At 70.4% G+C, this 19,893-nt stretch carries 23 protein-coding genes; 10 read left to right on the forward strand and 13 right to left on the reverse strand.

What is annotated here, in order from left to right:
- Nucleotides 1-60: 60 nt before the first annotated feature.
- The 7 genes from V1227_RS29725 to V1227_RS29750 all read right to left on the reverse strand — a co-directional run bounded on the left by V1227_RS29725 (nucleotide 61) and on the right by V1227_RS29750 (nucleotide 3,862).
- Nucleotides 61-360, reverse strand: coding sequence for a DUF1416 domain-containing protein (locus tag V1227_RS29725; RefSeq protein ID WP_090102318.1), 300 nt, complete (start codon nucleotides 358-360; stop codon nucleotides 61-63).
- The gene (locus V1227_RS29730) at nucleotides 360-1,205 is read right to left on the reverse strand and encodes a sulfurtransferase (RefSeq protein ID WP_090102316.1); all 846 of its coding nucleotides are present in this window, start codon (nucleotides 1,203-1,205) and stop codon (nucleotides 360-362) included. The genes V1227_RS29725 and V1227_RS29730 overlap by 1 nt, the downstream gene beginning before the upstream one ends.
- A 30-nt stretch (nucleotides 1,206-1,235) precedes the next feature.
- Nucleotides 1,236-1,673, reverse strand: a complete 438-nt coding sequence (locus V1227_RS29735; RefSeq protein ID WP_329788665.1) for a DUF4395 domain-containing protein — start codon at nucleotides 1,671-1,673, stop codon at nucleotides 1,236-1,238.
- Between the two features lie 72 nt (nucleotides 1,674-1,745).
- Entirely contained in the window at nucleotides 1,746-1,823 is a 78-nt protein-coding gene (locus V1227_RS40725) for a putative leader peptide (RefSeq protein WP_442916557.1), read from the reverse strand.
- A gap of 79 nt (nucleotides 1,824-1,902) precedes the next feature.
- Nucleotides 1,903-2,313, reverse strand: coding sequence for a thioredoxin family protein (locus tag V1227_RS29740; protein ID WP_329788666.1), 411 nt, complete (start codon nucleotides 2,311-2,313; stop codon nucleotides 1,903-1,905).
- Nucleotides 2,310-3,128, reverse strand: coding sequence for an LmeA family phospholipid-binding protein (locus V1227_RS29745; RefSeq protein ID WP_329788667.1), 819 nt, complete (start codon nucleotides 3,126-3,128; stop codon nucleotides 2,310-2,312). Before V1227_RS29745 ends, V1227_RS29740 begins: the two co-directional genes overlap by 4 nt.
- The gene (locus V1227_RS29750) at nucleotides 3,125-3,862 is read right to left on the reverse strand and encodes an alpha/beta hydrolase family protein (protein ID WP_329788668.1); all 738 of its coding nucleotides are present in this window, start codon (nucleotides 3,860-3,862) and stop codon (nucleotides 3,125-3,127) included. Before V1227_RS29750 ends, V1227_RS29745 begins: the two co-directional genes overlap by 4 nt.
- A gap of 160 nt (nucleotides 3,863-4,022) precedes the next feature.
- Between V1227_RS29750 and V1227_RS29755 the strand changes: the two genes are divergently transcribed.
- From V1227_RS29755 to V1227_RS29785, 7 genes are all read left to right on the forward strand, one after another.
- Nucleotides 4,023-4,784, forward strand: a complete 762-nt coding sequence (locus V1227_RS29755; protein WP_329788669.1) for a response regulator transcription factor — start codon at nucleotides 4,023-4,025, stop codon at nucleotides 4,782-4,784.
- 10 nt (nucleotides 4,785-4,794) lie between these two features.
- Nucleotides 4,795-5,670 (forward strand): mycothiol synthase, encoded by an 876-nt coding sequence (mshD, locus tag V1227_RS29760; protein WP_442916383.1) that lies wholly within the window; start codon nucleotides 4,795-4,797, stop codon nucleotides 5,668-5,670.
- A gap of 198 nt (nucleotides 5,671-5,868) precedes the next feature.
- Complete coding sequence (gene pstS / locus V1227_RS29765; protein ID WP_329788670.1) at nucleotides 5,869-6,981, forward strand: phosphate ABC transporter substrate-binding protein PstS; 1,113 nt, start codon at nucleotides 5,869-5,871, stop codon at nucleotides 6,979-6,981.
- 33 nt (nucleotides 6,982-7,014) lie between these two features.
- Nucleotides 7,015-8,079 (forward strand): phosphate ABC transporter permease subunit PstC, encoded by a 1,065-nt coding sequence (gene pstC, locus V1227_RS29770; protein WP_329788671.1) that lies wholly within the window; start codon nucleotides 7,015-7,017, stop codon nucleotides 8,077-8,079.
- The gene (gene pstA / locus V1227_RS29775; protein WP_329788672.1) at nucleotides 8,076-8,990 is read left to right on the forward strand and encodes a phosphate ABC transporter permease PstA; all 915 of its coding nucleotides are present in this window, start codon (nucleotides 8,076-8,078) and stop codon (nucleotides 8,988-8,990) included. The genes pstC and pstA overlap by 4 nt, the downstream gene beginning before the upstream one ends.
- 10 nt (nucleotides 8,991-9,000) lie before the next feature.
- On the forward strand, nucleotides 9,001-9,777 hold the full coding sequence (gene pstB, locus V1227_RS29780; RefSeq protein WP_236220743.1) for a phosphate ABC transporter ATP-binding protein PstB: 777 nt from the start codon (nucleotides 9,001-9,003) through the stop codon (nucleotides 9,775-9,777).
- 10 nt (nucleotides 9,778-9,787) lie between these two features.
- Entirely contained in the window at nucleotides 9,788-10,948 is a 1,161-nt protein-coding gene (locus tag V1227_RS29785; RefSeq protein WP_329788673.1) for a hypothetical protein, read from the forward strand.
- 13 nt (nucleotides 10,949-10,961) lie between these two features.
- Here V1227_RS29785 and phoU read toward each other — a convergent pair whose 3' ends face one another.
- Together phoU and V1227_RS29795 are read right to left on the reverse strand one after the other, a co-directional pair.
- Nucleotides 10,962-11,627 carry a phosphate signaling complex protein PhoU gene (gene phoU, locus V1227_RS29790; protein ID WP_236220741.1) on the reverse strand — a complete coding sequence of 222 codons (666 nt, stop codon included), beginning with the start codon at nucleotides 11,625-11,627 and terminating at the stop codon, nucleotides 10,962-10,964.
- Nucleotides 11,628-11,699: 72 nt separating this feature from the next.
- Nucleotides 11,700-13,865 (reverse strand): LCP family protein, encoded by a 2,166-nt coding sequence (locus tag V1227_RS29795; RefSeq protein ID WP_329788674.1) that lies wholly within the window; start codon nucleotides 13,863-13,865, stop codon nucleotides 11,700-11,702.
- A gap of 20 nt (nucleotides 13,866-13,885) precedes the next feature.
- Between V1227_RS29795 and V1227_RS29800 the strand changes: the two genes are divergently transcribed.
- Nucleotides 13,886-14,386, forward strand: coding sequence for a hypothetical protein (locus V1227_RS29800; RefSeq protein ID WP_329788675.1), 501 nt, complete (start codon nucleotides 13,886-13,888; stop codon nucleotides 14,384-14,386).
- 648 nt (nucleotides 14,387-15,034) lie between these two features.
- On the opposite strand, the gene V1227_RS29805 is transcribed toward V1227_RS29800, so the two are convergent.
- The 3 genes from V1227_RS29805 to dusB form a co-directional block, all read right to left on the reverse strand.
- On the reverse strand, nucleotides 15,035-15,880 hold the full coding sequence (locus tag V1227_RS29805) for a GGDEF domain-containing protein (RefSeq protein ID WP_329788676.1): 846 nt from the start codon (nucleotides 15,878-15,880) through the stop codon (nucleotides 15,035-15,037).
- Between the two features lie 141 nt (nucleotides 15,881-16,021).
- Complete coding sequence (locus V1227_RS29810) at nucleotides 16,022-16,474, reverse strand: hypothetical protein (protein WP_329788677.1); 453 nt, start codon at nucleotides 16,472-16,474, stop codon at nucleotides 16,022-16,024.
- A complete protein-coding gene (dusB, locus tag V1227_RS29815; protein WP_329788678.1) occupies nucleotides 16,467-17,591 on the reverse strand; it encodes a tRNA dihydrouridine synthase DusB in 1,125 nt (374 codons plus the stop codon). The genes V1227_RS29810 and dusB overlap by 8 nt, the downstream gene beginning before the upstream one ends.
- A gap of 206 nt (nucleotides 17,592-17,797) precedes the next feature.
- Between dusB and V1227_RS29820 the strand changes: the two genes are divergently transcribed.
- Both V1227_RS29820 and V1227_RS29825 read left to right on the forward strand, forming a co-directional pair.
- Nucleotides 17,798-18,478: a DUF4241 domain-containing protein gene (locus V1227_RS29820; RefSeq protein WP_329788679.1), complete on the forward strand. Its 681-nt coding sequence runs from the start codon at nucleotides 17,798-17,800 to the stop codon at nucleotides 18,476-18,478.
- Nucleotides 18,479-18,686: 208 nt separating this feature from the next.
- Nucleotides 18,687-19,163 (forward strand): DUF6328 family protein, encoded by a 477-nt coding sequence (locus tag V1227_RS29825; RefSeq protein ID WP_329788680.1) that lies wholly within the window; start codon nucleotides 18,687-18,689, stop codon nucleotides 19,161-19,163.
- On the opposite strand, the gene V1227_RS29830 is transcribed toward V1227_RS29825, so the two are convergent.
- Nucleotides 19,128-19,823 (reverse strand): hypothetical protein, encoded by a 696-nt coding sequence (locus V1227_RS29830; protein WP_329788681.1) that lies wholly within the window; start codon nucleotides 19,821-19,823, stop codon nucleotides 19,128-19,130. The genes V1227_RS29825 and V1227_RS29830 overlap by 36 nt on opposite strands.
- Nucleotides 19,824-19,893 lie beyond the last annotated feature (70 nt).

Here is a 19,893-nt window from a genome sequence, read left to right on the forward strand (position 1 = left end):
ACGTGGAAGGCCCCGGCGGTGAGTCACCGCCGGGGCCTTCGCCCTACCGATCAGGTCTGCCTAGGCGACCGCGATCTCCACCGCGTGGACGCCGGGGCCGGAGGCCGACACGTCGGCCTGGCCGTTGCCCGTGCGGTGCAGGGCGCGGACGGTCCAGCTGCCGGGGGCGGCGAAGAAGCGGAAGTCGCCCTCGGGGGAGGTGACGACCTCCGCGGTGAACTCGCCGGTCGAGTCCAGCAGGCGGACGAAGGCGCCGCCCACCGGGGTGCCCTCGGAGAGGACCTTGCCCTCGAGGACCGTCTCCGTGGTCGAGACGTCGATCGAGCCGCCCTGGGCGGGGGCTCCACATCCGTTGGTCATCAGGACTCCTTGCCGGAACCGAGCTCGATCGGCACGCCGATCAGCGAGCCGTACTCCGTCCAAGAACCGTCGTAGTTCTTGACGTCTTCGTGGCCGAGCAGCTCGCGCAGGGCGAACCAGGTGTGCGAGGAGCGCTCGCCGATGCGGCAGTACGCGATGGTCTTGCGGCTGCCGTCGAAGCCCGCCTCGGCGTAGAGCTCGCGGAGCTCCTCGTCGGACTTGAAGGTGCCGTCCTCGTTGGCCGCCTTCGACCACGGGACGTTGACGGCGGACGGGATGTGGCCGCCTCGCTGCGCCTGTTCCTGCGGGAGGTGGGCCGGGGCCAGGAGCTTGCCGGAGAACTCGTCGGGGGAGCGGACGTCGACGAGGTTCTTGTTGCCGATGGCCTCGACGACCTCGTCGCGGAACGCGCGGATCGAGAGGTCCTGCTCCTGCGCCTGGTACGAGGTGGCGGGGCGGGTCACCTCTTCCTTGTCGAGGGGGCGGCCGTCGAGCTCCCACTTCTTGCGGCCGCCGTCGAGCAGCTTCACGTTCTGGTGGCCGTAGAGCTTGAAGTACCAGTACGCGTAGGCCGCGAACCAGTTGTTGTTGCCGCCGTAGAGGATGACGGTGTCGTCGTTGGAGATGCCCTTGGCCGAGAGCAGCTTCTCGAAGCCCTCGCGGTCGACGAAGTCGCGGCGGACCGGGTCCTGGAGGTCGTTCTTCCAGTCGATCTTCACGGCTCCGGGGATGTGGCCGCCGTCGTACGCGGTGGTGTCCTCGTCGACCTCCGCGAACACGACGCCGGGCGTCTGGAGGTTCTCCTCGGACCAGGCGGCCGAGACCAGCACGTTCTCACGGCTCATGGGAAGTTGCTCCTGTAGTAGTGCGTGTCTTTATTGCGGTCGAGCGAGGGCAGGCACGTGCCTGCGCAGCAGCAGGTACACCTCGCACCCGAGGCACAGGCCGACCGCCGCGTTCAGCAGCGCGGCGACCAGTGCGAAGCCGGTGGCCACCATGCCGAGCGTGGCGAGGCCGGTGGCGTAGCCGAGGGTGCCGATCAGGGCGAACACGAACCCGACGCCTTGCGCGAACCGCAGCGGGGCGGCTTCCTCGCGTTCGGTGGTCGGGGTCAGGCGCGGTTGGATCGCGTAGCGGTAGACGTGACCCCACGGGTTGAGCTTCAGCGAGATGAACGCGCACATCGCGAAGAGCACCGTCTGGGCGGCGAGGAGACGCCACCAGCCGGTGAGCAACACGATCGCGAGGATGGCTGTGGTCATCCAGGCGGAGAAGCGCGGTCCGCGAGGGTCTACAGGGTTGTCCTTGGGCACGACGACCTCCGGGCAGACGGACGAGTGGATTCAGTCCGGCAGAGGTGGCTGACGGGCGTCAAGCGGCCCGGGTCAGCTCGTCGTGCGACACAGGCTGCTGCGCGTGCGGCACAGGTCAACCGCGCGTCGCTTCGTGAGCAGCATGGTCATGCCAGCGAGGGTAGCCCTCACTCCCTCGGTGCGGGAGGTATGTCCACTTGGTGGAACAACGCAGGTTCACCCGACCGGCTCAGCGCAGATGCGGGCGCAGGGCCTCGAGCAACGAGTCGCGTTTCGGCACGCCGCCGACTCGCAACACCTCGGTGCCGTCGGCCGTCAGGGCGAGCGTGGTGGGGGTGCGCAGGACGCCCAGCGAAGCGGCGACCTCGGGGAGGTTCGTGACGTCCAGCTCGGCGTGCGTGAGGCCGTCGACGCGGTCGGCCAGGTCGCGCAGGACCACCTTCGCGTGCCGGCACGGCGCGCAGAACGTCGTGGAGAGCTGGACCAGCGTCACCCCCGGCGCGAGCAGGTCGCGCACGGGAGCGGGCAGGTCGGCCGACGGCTGGGCGCGGTGGGAGATGCGGCCCTCGCGGACCTTGAGCAGCACGCCGATCGCGCCGGCCGCGGCCAGCGCGCCCAGCAGCGCCCACACCCCTGTCACCGCTGCACCAGCGGCACGTCCGCGATCTCGCCGGAGAGCTTGAACGAACCGCTCTCCACCTCGACGGCGGTGGGCGTCGCGCCGAACGGCAGCGTGCCGGGGTCGATCTTGATCGCGAGCGCCTGGCGGAGCTGCGGGACGATCTGCTTGAGCGAGGCGTCGTTCAGCTCGATGTCGTCGATGGTGATCTGGATCGAACCGCTGACCAGGGCGATCTGGCCGTACGCGGTGAGCGTGACGACCTTGCCGGCGACGTTGGTCTCGCCGGAGAGCTTGATCGCGGCCGTCGTCTTCGGGGCCGCGGGGTCCGCCGGTGCCGGTGCCGCGACGCGGTTGTCCGGCTCGATCGAGAGCTTGTCGAACGGCGTCACCTGGTTCGCCAGCCGGTTGAGGTCGAGCGCCTTGATCCGCACGCTGCCCCTGACGGTGTCGATGGTCGCCTTGGAGACGTTGCCCGCCAGCAGGTCCGACAGCTCGACGCGGGTGTGCAGCAGGTCCGCCTCGACGTCGAGGTCGCGCAGGTCGACGCCCTGCTGCTCGTTGCGGATCGGCACGCCGTACGCGCGGATCTCCACGTGCCGGTAGTCGCCGCGCAACGCCTGCAGCGTGAACGGGAAGCCGTTGATGCGCACCGACGGGTCCTCGCTGAGCTGCAGCTTCTCCCGCATCCGCTGGGCGATCTGGTACTCGCCCGCCGCGGCCAGCGCGAAGTCGGCCGCCACGAGCAGCAGGCCCAGGACGATCACCGTGATGACGAGGAACTTCCCGCGCCGAGACTTCTTCTTCCGCGGCCGTGCAGGAGTGTGCGCAGTCATCCCTCGTCCTCGACGTTGCCGGCGATCCAGGTCGCCATCCGGTCTACCAGGTCAGGAGTCGCCGCCGACTCCGCGTGCCGCATGCCGGGTTCGATCCACAACTCGGCATGTCCGCAGGACGCGCGGTGCAGCGACCTGGCGTGCTCCACGGAGAAATAGTGGTCCAGGTCACCGTGCACGATCAGCAGTGGGGTGGGCGTGATGCGGGCGACCACCTCCAGCGGACTCTCCGGCGCCTGTACCCAGCTGTCGCCGAGCCGAACCCCCATCGCCCGCGCCGCGAGCTTGCCGTGCGGCTGCTCGAGCAGCCAGTGCACCCGGCGCATGGGAGCGGTCTCCCGGGACCACCACCGAGCGGGTCCGCTCACCGAGACGACGGCGTCCGGCCTGGTGGCGCCGAGAGCGGCGTGCCGGAGCACGATCGAGGCGCCCATCGAGAACCCGATCGTGGCGACCTTCGAGTACCCGAGCTCGCGCGCCTTGAGCACGGCCGCCTCGACGTCGTGGACCTCGTCGGCGCCGACCGTGGAGCGGCCGCCGGAGCGTCCGTGGCCGCGGAAGTCGAACGCGACGACCCCCGCCCCGCGGGCCAGCCGGGCCAGCACCCGCGCCACGTACGGCTTGCGCACGTTGTTAGTGAACCCGTGTCCCACAACGAAAGCGAGGTCGCCGTCACCCCTGTGGTGGACGCCGTGCAGGCGCACTCCGTCGTGTGACATGGATGTAACGGGCATGACGTCTGTGGAAACAAGTGTGAGCACGGCTTCTTGACCTGGGACTTTCTCGGGGTGCACCGGTATCGTCTCCGTCATCCGCAGGCAACGGGGCCCGGTCACCGTACGCCGCTGGTCTGGTCGAGGTGACCTGACCACGGCCGATTTGGAGGGCGCCGCGATGAGCATCGACGTGCTTCTGCTGACGACAGACCCGGACCCGGAGGCGGTGCTCCCCGCACTGGCTCTGCTCCCCCACGCCGTGCGGCCGCTGCGCCCGGAGGTCTCCGCGCTCCTCGAAGCCGGCCCGCACGACATCGTGCTGGTGGACGCCCGCACCGACCTCGTCGGCGCCCGGTCGCTGTGCCGCCTGCTCGACTCGTCCGGTGTGGACGTCCCCGTGGTGGCCGTGGTCACCGAGGGCGGCCTCGTGGCGGTGAACTCCGACTGGTCGGTCGACGAGATCCTGCTGCCGAACTCCGGTCCGGCCGAGGTCGACGCCCGCCTGCGCCTGGTGCGCTCGCGCCGCGGCACGACCCAGCCCGGTGGCGACGGCGCGCTGCAGCTCGGCGACCTCGTGATCGACGAGGCCACCTACACCGCGCGCCTCAAGGGCCGCCCGCTCGACCTCACCTACAAGGAGTTCGAGCTGCTCAAGTACCTCGCGCAGCACGCGGGCCGGGTGTTCACCCGCGCGCAGCTGCTGCAGGAGGTCTGGGGCTACGACTTCTTCGGCGGCACCCGGACGGTCGACGTCCACGTGCGACGGCTGCGCGCCAAGCTCGGCCCCGAGCACGAGGCGCTGATCGGCACGGTCCGCAACGTGGGCTACAAGTTCGTCCGCCCGCCGCGTCCCGGTTCGTCCCGCCGCCCGGCCGACATCGCCGAGGTGGAGATCGACGACTCCGCTCGCGTCCTGGATGATCGTTTGATCGCGCGGTAGGTTCGCCTGTGTGGCGCAACTGAGCTGGTTCGAGGAGCTGGCGGCCGACCAGGCCGCCGAGGTGACGGGGCTGCTGGAGGCGGCCGGGAGCACCGACGGCGTGGCCCCGGTCGGCGAGGCCGTGCGGCTGAGGATGCGTCCCGGCGCGCGGGGCAGCCGCCACCTCCTCGCGCACCTGGACGGCGAGCTCGCCGGGTACGCGCACGTCGACCTGGTCGGCGACTCCGGCGGCAACAAGGTCGCCGAGCTCGCCGTGCACCCGAAGCACCGCCATCAGGGTGTGGGCGAGGCGCTGGTCAAGGCGCTGCCCCAGGAGTCGCTGCGCATCTGGGCGCACGGCGGCCACCCGGACGCCGAGAGGCTGGCGGCCAAGCTCGGCTTCCGCAAGGTGCGCGAGCTGCTGCGGATGCGGCTGCGCGTCGAGAACGACCTCCCGGAGCCCGAGCTGCCCGAGGGCATCACCATCCGGCCGTTCGTGCCCGGTCAGGACGAGGCCGCGGTCGTCTACGTGAACCACCGCGCGTTCGACTGGCACCCCGAGCAGGGTTCCATGTCGATCGAGGACGTCCGCGCCAAAGAAGAAGAGGACTGGTTCGACCCCGAGGGGTTCCTCCTGGCGTTCGACGGCGACGGCAAGCTGGCGGGCTTCCACTGGACGAAGGTGCACACGCCCGAGCTGGGCGAGGTCTACGTCGTGGGCGTCGACCCGGACAGCCAGGGCGGTGGTCTCGGGCGGGCGCTGACCCTCGCGGGCCTGCGCCACCTGCGCGAACAGGGCGTCAAGGAAGTCATGCTCTACGTCGAGGCGGACAACGCGGCCGCGGTCCGGGTCTACACGAAGCTCGGCTTCACCCTCTGGGACGCCGACGTCCAGTACGCCCGGTAGTCAACGTACCGTCACAAAACGCATACGCCCTGGTCACGCAGTCACTCGTTCGGCCGTGTGACCCGTCACTTCCCGTCCTGTGTTCACCTCCCGTTCACCCTGTCTAGGTGGGTTGTCCACTCTGGCTACCTACCTTCCGTAGCGAGCGGCGGCGTCCGTCGCGAAACCGCTACTGCTTTCGCAAGGTGGAGGACCAAGGTGAAGATCCAGCGGCACGGTGCCGTGCTCGGCCTCGTCGCGGCCAGCGCGCTGCTGCTCGGTGCATGTGGCAGTGACAACAACGCGCCGGCGGGTGGCAACAACACCACGTCGAACGCTGCCTCTGTCCCGGTCGAGTGCGGTGGCAAGACCAAGCTCAACGCTGAGGGCTCCTCCGCGCAGAAGAACGCGGTCGACGCGTTCGTCCAGGCCTACCAGGCCGCCTGCCCCGGTGTGGACCTCGCGTACAACCCCTCCGGCTCCGGTGCGGGCGTGAAGAACTTCAACGCCGGCCAGGTCGACTTCGGTGGTTCGGACTCCGCCCTCAAGGAAGGCGCCGAGACCGAGGCCGCCGCCAAGCGCTGCCAGAGCAACCCGGCGTGGAACCTCCCGCTGGTCTTCGGCCCCGTCGCCATCGGCTACAAGGTGTCCGGTGTGGACAGCCTCGTGCTGGACGCCAAGACCACCGCCGCGATCTTCTCCGGCGCGGTCAAGAAGTGGAACGACCCGGCCATCAAGGCGCTGAACGGCTCCGCGACCCTGCCGGACAAGGACATCGCGGTCATCTACCGCTCGGACGAGTCGGGCACCACCGACAACTTCCAGAAGTACCTCAAGGTCGCCGGTGGCTGGACCAAGGGTGACGGCAAGCAGTTCAAGGGCGGTGTCGGCGAGGGCAAGGAGAAGTCCGCCGGTGTCGCGCAGGCCGTCGGCTCCATCGACGGTGCGATCACCTACGTCGAGTGGTCGTTCGCGCAGGACAACAAGCTGTCGATCGCCAAGATCGACTCCGGTGCCGGTGCCGTCGAGCTGACCGCCGAGTCGGCCGGCAAGGCGATCGACGAGGCCAAGATCAAGGGCCAGGGCAACGACCTCGTCCTCGACCTCGACTCGATCTACGGCTCCAAGGCCGCCGGTGCGTACCCGCTGCTCCTCGCGACCTACGAGATCGTCTGCTCCAAGGGCTACGACGCCGACACCGCGAAGGCCGTCAAGGCGTTCCTGACCGTCGCCGCCACCTCGGGCCAGGCGCAGCTCGCCGAGGCCGGCTACGTGCCGCTGCCCAAGGCGTTCCAGGACAAGCTGCTGACCGCTGTGAAGGCGATCGCCTGAGGTTGATGCGACACTTCGACCCACGCTGACGCGATGAACGATCCCGTCGTGGCCAGGCGCCCCGCCCGCTCCGGTGAACCCGGAGCGGAGCGGGGCGTCGCGGCTGCTCCCCACGCCTCGGAGGCTCCGATTCCCCCGACACCGGAAGCTCCAGAAACCCCAAAGGCACCGCACGTTCGGCCCGGTGACCGCATCTTCCGCGGCCTGGCGACGGGATCCGGTGTCTTCATCGTCGCGCTCATCGGTGCGATCGGCCTGTTCCTCATCGTGCAGGCGATCCCGTCGCTCGGGCTGGACAACGTCAACTTCCTGACCAGCCGCGAGTGGAACACCTCGAACCCGGAGGACCTGCGGTTCGGCATCCTCGACCTGCTGCTGGTCACCGTCGTGGTCTCGATCCTGGCGCTGCTGATCGCCATGCCGATCGCGCTGGGCATCGCCCTGTTCCTCACGCAGTACGCGCCGCGCAACCTCGCCCGGCCGTTCGCGTACGTCATCGACCTGCTGGCCGCGGTCCCCTCGATCGTCTTCGGCCTGTGGGGCCTGTTCGTCCTCGGCCCCGAGCTCTACCCCGTCTCGCAGTGGCTGGTCGACAACCTCGGCTGGTTCCCGCTGTTCGCCAAGGGCAACGTGAACCTGCAGCTCGGCGCGACCGTCTTCACCGCGGGCATCGTCGTCGCGGTGATGATCCTGCCGATCATCACGGCCGTCAGCCGCGAGGTCTTCGAACGCACGCCCACGATGCACATCGAGGGCGCCATCGCGCTCGGCGCGACCAAGTGGGAGGTCGTCCGCACGACCGTCCTGCCGTTCGGCAAGGCGGGGTACGTCAGCGCCTCGATGCTCGGCCTCGGCCGCGCGCTCGGCGAGACCATCGCGGTCATGATCATCCTGAGCACGGCGACCTCGGCGTTCGGCTGGTCGCTCTTCGACGGCGGTGCCACCTTCGCCTCGAAGATCGCGCTGGCCGCACCGGAGTTCAACGACCCGCGCTCGGCCGGCGCCTACATCGCCGCCGGTCTGGTGCTGTTCGTGCTGACCTTCGTCGTGAACGCCATCGCGCGCTCGATCGTCGCCGGCCACAAGGAGTACGAGTGAGCACGAACCTCGCCGACCCGACGCGCCTCGCGACGCCGCCGACGTTCCAGTCGGTCAGCGTCTCCCGCCGGATCAAGAACGGCCTCGCCACCGGCCTCGTCTGGGGCGCGTTCCTGGTCGCCATCGTCCCGCTGGTGTGGGTGCTCTACACCGTGCTCGAGCGCGGCTTCCCGGTCATCCTCGACGGGGACTGGTGGCAGAAGTCGCTGTCCGGCCTGCTCGCCCGCCAGGAGGGCGGCGGCGCGTACCACGCGATCTACGGCACCCTGGTGCAGGGCCTCGTCTGCGCCGTCATCTCCGTGCCGATCGGCATCATGATCGCGATCTACCTCGTCGAGTACGGCGGCCGCTCCAAGCTGGCGAAGTCCACGACGTTCATGGTCGACATCCTCACCGGTGTGCCGTCGATCGTCGCGGCGCTGTTCATCTACACGGTGTGGATCACCTACGCGGGCCTCGGCCGCAGCGCGTTCGCCGTGTCGCTCGCCCTGGTGCTGCTGATGGTCCCGGTCGTCGTGCGCACGACCGAGGAGATGCTCAAGATCGTCCCGGACGAGCTGCGCGAGGCCTCCTACGCGCTCGGCATCCCGAAGTGGAAGACGATCGTCAAGATCGTCATCCCGACGGCGCTGTCCGGCATCCTGACCGGCATCATGCTGGCCCTCGCCCGCGTCATGGGTGAGACCGCACCGGTGCTCGTGCTCGCCGCGTACGCCCCGTACATCAACTACAACCTCTTCGACGGCCCCATGGCGTCGCTGCCGTTGATGATGGTGAACGAGCGGAACAACCCGACGCAGGCGGGCTTCGAGCGCCTGTGGGGCGCGGCGATCACGCTCGTGCTGATCATCACCCTGTTCAACCTGCTGGCGACCGTGATCTCGCGGACGCTGGCGCCGAAGACGAAGTGAGCGGGCGGACATGGCCAAGCGACTCGACATCAAGGACCTGAACCTCTTCTACGGCAAGTTCCACGCCGTGGAGAACGTCTCGCTCGCGGTGCCGCCGAAGAACGTCACCGCGTTCATCGGCCCCTCCGGCTGCGGCAAGTCGACCGTGCTGCGGTCGCTCAACCGCATGCACGAGGTCGCCCCCGGCGCCCGCGTCGAGGGCAAGGTGCTGCTCGACGGCGAGGACATCTACGCGTCCACTGTGGACCCGGTCGAGGTGCGCCGCACCATCGGCATGGTGTTCCAGCGCCCCAACCCGTTCCCCACGATGTCCATCCGCGACAACGTGGTGGCCGGGCTGCGGCTCGCGGGCATGAAGGACAAGAAGAAGCTCGACGAGGTGGCGGAGCGCTCGCTGCGCGGCGCCAACCTCTGGAACGAGGTCAAGGACCGGCTCGACAAGCCGGGCGGCGGCCTCTCCGGTGGTCAGCAGCAGCGCCTGTGCATCGCCCGCGCCATCGCGGTGCAGCCCGACCTGCTGCTCATGGACGAGCCCTGCTCGGCCCTGGACCCGATCTCCACGCTGGCGATCGAGGACCTGATCACCGAGCTGAAGAAGGAGTACACGATCGTCATCGTGACCCACAACATGCAGCAGGCGGCGCGCGTGTCCGACCAGACCGCGTTCTTCAACCTGCTGGGTGTCGGTCAGCCGGGACAGCTGATCGAGGTGGACGACACGGAGAAGATCTTCTCCAACCCCGGCCAGAAGGCGACCGAGGACTACATCTCCGGCCGGTTCGGCTAAATTCCTGGGCGTGAGCCCGCAGAGCAAGTCGCGCAAGCGCAAGCAAGGCAAGGCACCCGGCCGCCGGCAGGAGCAGCAGTCCCCGTACGGGGCGTTGCTCGAGTCGGCGGCCGCGCTGCGTTCGGAGTCGTGGCTGCTCGCGGACGCCTGGGCGAGCGAGCTCTACGCCACGCTCTGGCTCGCCGGCTCCGGCCACACGCCGATGGTCGAGGCCTTGAAGGCGATGGACGACCCGGCGGCGCTCACCGCGCTGCGCGCGCTGTCCGGCGTGGGCTCCGCCGAGCACAGGGCCGAGGCGTTCGAGGCCGCGCAAGCCGTCGCGGCCCGCGGCGTCGCCGAGCCGGACTGGTACGTCCCGGGCGCCGTCTCCGACTTCCGCGACGCCTTCCTCGTCACGAACCTGCTGGGCGACGTGGAGGTCATCGCGATCACCCAGGAACGCGCCGGCGTGGGCGAGACCGTGCTGTTCATGCGCCAGCCGGTGCTCGGGGCCACCGCGATCGAGCTGTTCTCGACGCCGGACGAGGGCACCGTGGCGCTGCTGGAGGACATGATCGCCTCCACCCCGGACGCGTTCCGCGACGAGATCACCCCGCTCAGCGCCACCGGCGTCTACGACCGCGTGTGGCCGGACGTCGAGCAGTTCTGGGCGGACGGGCCCGACGAGGAGGCCGAGGAAGGCCTCATGGGCGACGAGGACGTGCGGCACCCCGTCCAGCTGATCGCCCTCGCCGACGCCCGCGTGAGCGCGCTGGTGCCGAGCGAGTACGAGATCCCCGTCATCGGTCCGGAGAGGACGGACGAGGTCGTCGAGGCGTTCCTGGCCTCACAGCACGGGATCGCCGACACCGAGGCCGCGCGGGCGTTCGCGCGGATCGTCGTCTCCGCAGCGGTGGAGCAGAACCGCGACCCCGTGGTGTACGGGCCCGCGTCGCTCACCGCGGTGCTGATCCTCAACGTGGCCGCGAAGCTGCACGTGTCCGAAGAGGACCTGGCCCTGCTGCCGGACCTGGTGCGGGCCTGGGCGTACTTCACCGTGGACGCACGGGATCTGCCGCGCGACGAGGCGCGGGCGGCGTGGGACGAAGAACTGCCCACCGTGCTCGCCGAGTTCTCCGAGGCCTACGCCGATCCGGAGCTCGCGGCGGAACGCGATGGGCAGTTTCGCTGACTGAACGGCGCTCTCAGAGGTTCTCGTCGCCACCGTAGCCGGGCATCCGGCCGGTGACGACGAAGACCGTGCGCTTGGCGACCGACACGGCGTGGTCGCCGTAGCGCTCGTAGAAGCGGCCGAGCAGCGTCACGTCCACGGCGGCGGGGACGCCGTGCTGCCACTCCTTGTCCATGATGACGGAGAACAGGTGGCGGTGGATGTCGTCCATCGCGTCGTCCTCTTCTTCGAGGCTGCGCGCGCGGTCGACGTCCTTCTCGCGGATGATCTCCGCGGCCTCGTTCGCGAGCTTGACCGCGATCTGGCCCATCTCGGAGAAGTACGGCCGCACGTCCTCGGGCAGCGCCGACGCCGGGTGGCGGCGGCGGGCGGCCTTCGCGACGTGCAGGGCCAGGTCGCCCATCCGCTCGACGCTCTCGGCGGCGTGGATGACCGCCAGCACGGTGCGCAGGTCGGTCGCGACCGGTGCCTGCAGCGCGAGCAGCGCGTACGACTGCTCCTCGATGCTGGAGCGGACGTCGTCGACCTTCTGGTCGCCGCTGATGACCTGCTCCGCCAAGCCGAGGTCGGCCTGCAACAGGGCGGCGGTCGCGTTCTGCATCGCCTCGGCGACCATGCCGGTCATGTCGGCCAGCTGGTCGGCGAGCTGTTCTAGCTGGTCGTGGTAGGCCTCGCGCATGGCGCTCAGCCTACGTCCCGACCACCGCGGCAGCGACATCGAAGGATGAACCGGAGGTGAACCCCCGGCGAATCACTTCGCCGCGCACGGGTCCTGCGCCGCGTTCACCACGGAGAAGTCGCCACCGGGCTGCTGGGTCTGGCCCTGGTTGGTGCCGGCGGGGGTGCCCGCCTTCGGGGAGACGATCTTCTCGTCGAAGTTCGCACCGATGATCAACTGGACGGCGCCACCCATCTCGGGTGCCTCCACCAGTTCCGCGATGGGCACGGCGGCCTTGAGCGTCGCCGCCTTGTTCTCGTTGCCCTTCGCGTACTTGATGATCGTCTTCGGTGCGCGCTCCGGCGCGTTGTCCCGCTTCGCGATCTTGAAGCCCTGCTGCTCCAACCCGTTCGACGTCCTGGCGACGGCGCCGCCGTTCGTCGGGTCCCCGTTGAGGACCTGGATGGAGATCTCCTTGGGGTCGATCACCGTGCCGGGCTGCGGGGCCGCGGGATTCGCGTCCCCCGGCTTGGGGTCGACGGGCTTCTCCTGCGGCAGCGGTGTTCCGTCGATGATCGTCTGGAACAACGCCTTGACGTCGTCGTCCTTCAGCCGCTCGATGTTGTCGTCCGGGATGTCGATCAGCTTGTTGTCGTCGGTCCAGTGCGGCATCGTCACGAACGAGACGCGTCCCGCTTCGAGGCTCTGCAACGAGTTCGCGAGCTCCAGCAGCGAGGCCACGTCGATGTTGTCGCCGACGGTGGAACTGGTGAGGGCGTTGATGAAGTTGTTCAGCTTGGTGGGGCTGAGCAACACCTCGTTCGACAACGACTGGCGCAGCATCGCGGACAGGAAACCCTGCTGGCGCTTGATGCGGTCGAAGTCCGTTCCACCGTCGCCGGCGACCTTGCGCGCGCGGACGTACTGCAGCGCCTGGTCGCCCTTGAGCAGGTGCTTGCCCGGCTTGTCGATGACGACGCCGAGCTCACCGTCGACGATCTTCGTCGGCGTGCAGATCTCCACGCCGCCGATCGCCGTCGACATCTCGCGGAAGCCGTTGAAGTCGATGCTGACGAAGTGGTTGATCTTGAGTCCGGACAGCTGCGTCATCATGTTGGCGACGCACTCGGGCCCACCGTCGTTGTAGACGGAGTTCGCCATGACCTCCTTCTCGGGGGCCAGCGGGCCGGCGTACTGCCCGGTGTCCGGGTTCCAGCTGCGGCACGCGGGCCGGTCGACGCGCACGTCACGCGGCATTGACACGACGACCATGCGCTTCCGGTCGGCCGGGATGTGCGCGAGCATCAGCACGTCCGAGCGCGCGCCACCCTCCTGCGCCTGCGTTCCGACGTTGTCGCCCGCCTTCGCGCCCGCCCTGGTGTCCGAGCCGACCAGCAGGAAGTTCTCGTCACCGAGCTGCTTCTCGGCCTGCTGCACCGCCTGCGAGTTGCCGCCGAGCGCGTCGATCTTCTGGATCTTGGAGTCGGCCCACTTCATCGCGCCCCAGCCGATGCCGGTCGACGCGAAGATCACGGAAGCGGCGGCGATCGCGCCGATCCGCGCGGTGCGCATCCACTTGCGCTGCTGGGCCGTGCGGCCCACGACCCGCGGCTCGCCGGTCTCGTCGTCGACGACCACCGGGTCGGCGAACTGGGTCGCCTCCTCGTCGGGCTCGTCCTCGTCCTTGACCCACGGCATGAGCTTGGCGCGCCGCTCCTTGCGCTGGCGCTCCTGCTCGAGCAGCTCGTCGTGCACCGCCGAGAACCGGGCGAGGGTGTGGTCGACCTCGCGGCGCTTCTTCACGTCCTCGCCGATGGCCTCCATCTCGGTGGTGAGGCTCGTCGGGTCCATGTCTTCGCGCTTCTCGACCCTGGCCACACCCGCCGCGGGGGCGATCTGGGTGGCTTCGGGTCCCGGCCCGTCGACCTGGGTCTCCTCCGCCGGCGTGGGCGCGTCCGACGGCGCGGCGAGCCGGTTGGAGAGGGCGGGGGGCATCGGGCGCGGACCGCTCGACTCCGCCCGCGGGGGCATCGGCCGGGGGCCGCTCGACTCCGCGCGGGACGGCATCGGCTGCCTGCCGGTCACGTCCCCGTTGGGGGGCATGGGCCGGCGGCCGGTGCTCTCCGGCCCCTCGCCGGGGACGGGAGGTCGCGCGATGCTGTTCGACGACGGCGCGTCGCCCGGCAGGAGGCGGCGCGGCGCGGGGCCGTCCGGCGTTCCCCGGCACGGGCGGGCGCCCGGCGGGGCCCGGTTGCTCACCGGGTGCGGGCGGGCGCGGGATGCCGCCCGAGGACGGGACGTCGCCGGGGGCGAGCCTGCGCGGCGGTGCGCCGCTGACGTCGGGGCGCCGCAGCGTGCCGCTGGGCATGCCGTTCGCCTCGGGCGCCGGACCGGGTGCGGGGCGCCTCGGGATGCCGCCGGACGAAGGCGCGTCGCCGGGCGGCATGCGGCGGGGATCGCCGGGAGCCGGAGGCCGCGGCATGCCGTTCGCGCCCGCGTCACCGGGTGCAGGTGGGCGTGGGATGCCGCCCGAGGACGGGACGTCGCCGGGGGCGAGCCTGCGCGGCGGTGCGCCGTTCGGCGGCATCTCGACCGGCGCGGGACGGCGCTGCGGACCGGCGGAGTCGGGGCGGCGGGCCGCGGGCGGCTGCTCGCCGGGCACCGGGCGGCGCTGCGCTCCCGTGGCGTCGGGCCGCGGCCGTTGTCCGGTCTGCTCACCCGCGGGCGGGTGGGCGGGCCTCGGCCGTTGTCCGGTCTGCTCACCGGGACGCGGCCGCTGACCGGTCTGGGTGGCGTTCGCCTCCGGGGCGTCCGGCCTGCGCCGCCTGCCCGTCTGGTCGGCGGGGAAGTTCTGCGGGGGCGCCTGGTCCGGCATCGGAGGCCGCGGGCGCGCACCCGTCTGCTCACCTGGCCGGTGAACGGCGGGCGGCTGCTGCCGCGGAGCCTGCGGTGACTGATCCGCCGGAGGGTCGGGCAGCGCACGCCTGCCCGTGGGCGCGGGTGGGTCCGGCAGGACGCGCCTGCCTGTCGTGGATGCGTCGGGCGAGCCTGGCGGGACGGGTCGGGGGATGTTCGTCCTGCTGTGCTGCTCGATGAGGTCCGAGACGCTCAGGCCCCCAGAGCCTTCCATCGAGCGACGTCTACGGCCGGTCGGCTGGTCGTGCTGGGGATCCTGATCACCACGGGAAGAGGGGCCGCCACGTCGGGGGTCGTCGGGCACCCAATCTCCCTTCTGGGTCAGAAGCAAAAGCGGTTCGTCATTACGAAGTGACGACGACCGGGACACAAGGGTTGCATCACCGGCGTGTCAGTTGCGCCCGCGATACTACGGATGTAGGCGACTTCTGACGACCACTCCGGGTGATGTGGCTGCGATCCGTACGCGATTATGCGCAGTCCGCTTGCCCTGAACGGGTGAGCCACGTCACTCAGTAGTAGTCGAGAGCACGTGTTTGCGCGATCGCGCGCCTGCCCGAGGCAGCACCCGCGAGGCGAACCCGTCCGTCGGCACGGTACGCCACCGCGTTGCGGCCCGACTGCTTGGCCGTGTACAGGAGGCTGTCGGCGCGCAGGAGCTGTTGCTCGGCGCTGACGGCGGGGCGTTCCGGCGCCTCGTCGGCGGGCGGCTCGTACGCGAGGCCCGCGCTGACGGTCACGCGAAGGCCCGGAGCGATCTCGTGCCACGGGTGACGCTCGACACGTTCCCGGGCCGCCTCGGCGATCTCCAGGGCGGTCGCGGCGTCCACGCGGGGAAGCACGAGCACGAACTCCTCGCCGCCGTAGCGGGCGCAGAAGGCGCCCTCCGGCAGGCCGTCCTGGAGCAGCTCGACCACCCGCTGCAGCACCCGGTCGCCCAGCAGGTGGCCGAAGGTGTCGTTGACCTGCTTGAACCAGTCGAGGTCGATCAGCGCGATGGCGAGCCCGTGCCGGCACGCCCCGTGCTCGGTCAGCAGGTCCATCAGCCGTTGGTCGAGGTAACGGCGGTTGTAGGTGTCGGTGAGGCTGTCGCGCAGGCTCTGCTCGCGGGCCTCGGCGTGCTCCCGGCGCAGCCTGTCGACCTCGCGGCGCAGCTGCTCCGGGACGTGCGGCTCCTCGATCTGGTCCGCGTAGACGAGGTCGAGCGCGGAACGCAGGTGCAGGTACGCCTTGCGCCACTCCCCGCGGGAGGCGAACAGCGTCGCGATGGACTCGTGCAGGGTGATCGGCCCGGTTCCCTGCTCGTCGACACCGGTGTCGGGCTGGGGATCTGCGATCTCGGGTCGCAGCGCGGTCATCGCGGTCACCTCCTTACCTGCCAGGTGTCGTCTCCGAAGAGGCGGCGCTTGAGCCAGAAGGGCGCGTGGGGGCGGGATTTCCCCCGTCCGGTTGACCGTCGCCTGCTCCGATCCAGTGAGCTTGGAAGACCGGCAACCTGGTCAGCCACCGAGACAGGGCGCGAACCCGTACACCTGTCCGTCCAGGTGCACCACGTGCAGCGATCCGATCTGGCTGCCCACCACCGCGCCGTCCCGGCTGAGCGTGATCGTGACGGCGACGACGTAGACGTTCCCGCGCGGGTGGGCCTTCTCCCCGGGGGGTGCCCAGTCGGCATCCGTCCGAAGCGTGGCCCACGTCGGTTCGACCTTTATGGTGGCGCCGCGCAGGTCGCACGTCTTCTGCCGGAAGTCCGGGTGCTGGGTCTCCTTCAGCAGCCTCTGCTGCTGGGACGCGCCCTCGTCCCCCGCCTTGTTGAGGCGCTCGTAGAACTCCCGGAACCGGGCGCGGTCGCCGTCGGACAGGCTGGCCGGTTTCGCCGTGCCCGCGACCGGGCCGGTGCAGCCCGCGAGGAGCGCGAGCGAGACGAGGAGGACCGCGATGCGTTCAGCCACCGGAGTGCATCACGTCCGCACCGGCCGGCACCGTCGCGTCCTCGGGGTCGTCCAGCCACCCCTCCGGCAGCACGACCTTCGCCGAGGAACCCTGCCTGCCACGAGGCCCTTCCGCGTTCGCGGGGAACGGGACGCTCCCGTCGAGCGTGCCGATGAGGTCGTCCAGCTCCTGCAGGCTCGACACCATCGCGAACGCCCGGCGCGTGTCGCCGCCCACCGGGAAGCCGTGCCAGTACCAGGCCATGTGCTTGCGCAGGTCGCGCAGGCCCTTGTGCTCGCCGTCGTGGGCCGCGAGGAGCCGGGCGTGCCTGCGCAACACCTCGGCGACCTCGCCGAGGGTCGGGCCCTGCGGGACCGGCTCGCCCCGGAACGCCGCCTGCAGGTCGCGGAAGAGCCACGGCCGGCCGAGGCAGCCACGCCCGACCACCACGCCGTCGCAGCCGGTCCGCGCCACCATGTCGAGCGCGTCCTGGGCGCTGAAGATGTCGCCGTTGCCGAGCACCGGGATGCTCGTGACGGCCTCCTTGAGCCGCGCGATGGCGGTCCAGTCGGCCTTGCCGGAGTAGCGCTGCGACGCCGTGCGCGCGTGCAGTGCCACGGCCTGTGCGCCCTCGTCCTGCGCGATACGTCCCGCGTCGAGGTACGTCAGGTGGTCGTCGTCGATGCCGATGCGGAACTTCACGGTGACCGGCATGTCCCCGGCGTTGCGGACCGCGGCCCGCACGATCTGCCGGAACAGCTCCCGCTTGTACGGCAGCGCCGCCCCGCCGCCCTTGCGCGTCACCTTGGGCACCGGGCAGCCGAAGTTCATGTCCATGTGGTCCGCGAGGTTCTCGTCCACGATCATCTTCGTGGCCTCGCCGACGTTGCGCGGGTCGACGCCGTAGAGCTGCATCGACCGCGGGTTCTCGCCCTCGTCGAACGTGATCATGTGCATCGTCATCGGGTCGCGTTCGACCAGCGCGCGTGCCGTGATCATCTCGCAGACGTAGAGCCCGGCCCCGTACTGACGGCACAGCTGCCGGAACGCCACGTTGGTGATGCCGGCCATGGGGGCGAGCACGACGGGCGGGTCGACGGCGAACGGGCCGATCTTCAGCGTGGGGGGAACGGACACGCCTTCCAGGTTACGGCACTGACCTGCCGCGATCTTCACCGAGCGTGACCGCGATCGCGTCGTGGGTCTCCCGGTCGAACGCCCCGAGCCCGGCGGCCGGCCGCGGCGATGCGGCGGCGGGGGTCTTCACGGAAGGCGAACACCCCCGGTGCCCCGATCGGGTGTCGGGGGCTTCTGCCAACATGCCCTTGGAGGTGGTCGACGGCATGGGGGCGGTTGCACTGATCAGGTCCGGGTTCGAGCGGTTCTTCGTGGACGGGCCCGTGGGCAGGCCGACCGGCGGCGGTGAACAGCAGGTCGTCACCGTCCAGCAGGCCGGTGAGCTGGCGCTGCCGACCGGCAGGCTGGTGGCGGCGGACCCGTTCGTGTTGTGGCCGGAGGACGCGGAGGCGTTCACCGACGAGGTCGAGCCGGGCAGCTACCCGGTGTCGGTCTCGCTGGTGTCGTACCTCGACGGCGACGGGTTCCCCGACCTGCGCCAGGGTTACCGCGTCGCGGCGGCGAAGGTGACGGTGCGGGACGAGCCCGCGTACTCGTGGCGGCCGGCGGTCCTGCCCGGTGAGCACGTGCCGATGCTCCCGGTCATGCCGGAGTTCGGCTACGAGGTGAAGTCGAGCACCGGTGCGTTCTTCGACCTGTCCGCCGCCCCGGCGCTCGACCGGCTGGCGAGCGACGACGAGGCGGGCAACTGCGACCTGATCGACGCCCTGAGCGCGGTCGGCGGTGGGCGCGGCCCGGCCACCGTGACCGATCCCCGGACCGGGCTGAACGTCGTGGCGTTCTCGACCGGCTGGGGCGACGGCGTCTACCCGACCTGGGTGGGCCGCAACACCGCGGGCGACCCGGTGGCGTTCGTGACCGACTTCTTCGTGATCAACAAGTTCTAGTCCGAGGTCCGCGACAGCACACCCGCCCGGCGAGGCTGACACCACCGGGCGGGTGTGCGCGTGTTCGTGGTGCGGCAACGGCCGTTCGGTGAACTGCCGGTCCACAATGGACGAGTCCGTCGTCCGCGGTGTGGTGAGAACGGCTTCACCCAGCCATTTTGCGTCCGAACGGATGTTTCGACCGCTCCAAGCCGGGTAGGTGGGTGGGGTGAGCGAAGCCGAGGAGTCCGACCAACGCAGACTCGCCCGCAACGTGAACGAGCTGATGCAGGAGCTCCGCGTGGCGCAGGCCAGTGTGCAGATCCTGTTCGGCTTCCTGCTCTCCATCGCGTTCACCGAGAAGTACGTCTCCGTCGGTTCGTACATCCGCATCACCCACCTGGTCACGGTGCTGTGCGCCGCGGTGGCCGTCGCGTTCCTCACCGCTCCCGCCGCATGGCACCGCATGCTGTTCCGGCAGGGCCGCCGCGAGGACGTCGTCAGCCAGGGCAACACGTTCGCGCTCGTCGGACTCGCCTTCCTGGCCCTGGCCATGACCGGCACCGTCCTGCTGCTCGCGGAGGTCGTCCTCGGCGGCTGGCCCGCGCTGGTGGTCGGCGGCCTGGCGTTCGCGATCTTCACCGGCCTGTGGTTCGTGCTGCCGTTCGCGTCATCCCAGCGTGCTCAGGACGGCGAGGAGCCCTAACCCCACGGCCACCGGGACAGCCGTCAGCACGTTCCTCCTCGTGGGGCGCGGTTGCTCGCGGATCGTCCTGATCCCCAGCGGCACCAGTGCGACGCACAGCCCGATCGTCCCGACGACCGACAGGACGTCGGTCCCCTTCAGCACGCCGAGCGGCAGCAGTCCCGTCGACGCCAGCGCGACCGCCCTGACCACGCCGAGCACCCCGGCGCGGTACGCCCCGACCGCCAGCACGAACCAGCCGCACATGATCGTGAAGCTCAGGTAGCTGAACAGGTGCAGCTCCCCGTACCCCTGCGCGACCAGGTCCGTCGCCCGCTCGACCCCGAGGTGCTCCGCGGCGTTGAACGCCGCCTGGTCGACGCCCGCGTGGAACGTCCGCCCGAACAGCCCCACCGTCACGAGGACGCCACCCCAGAGCGCCCACCCCGGTGCGCGCTCCGCGATCCTGTGCGCGAGCCGGGCGACCGCGGCCCAGAGGACCACGGTGCCCGCCAGGAAAGCCGTGTAGGCCGCGCGCATCAACTCCGGGTGCTCGGCCACCGCGCGCAACTGGTCGGGGAAGAAGAAGTGGAACGGCGAGCGCAACAGCGTTCCCACCACCAGCAACACCGGGCCGGCGACCAGCGCCGTGCCACCGACCCACCCGTTCGGAAACCTCATGCCGGGCGACGTTGTCACCGCCGCGCGTCCGGCGGATCGGCCCGCGGTCCGAGGCGGCCATCGGCCCTTG

It is taken from the genome of Lentzea sp. DG1S-22 (assembly GCF_036321065.1).
GTDB lineage: Bacteria > Actinomycetota > Actinomycetes > Mycobacteriales > Pseudonocardiaceae > Lentzea > Lentzea jiangxiensis.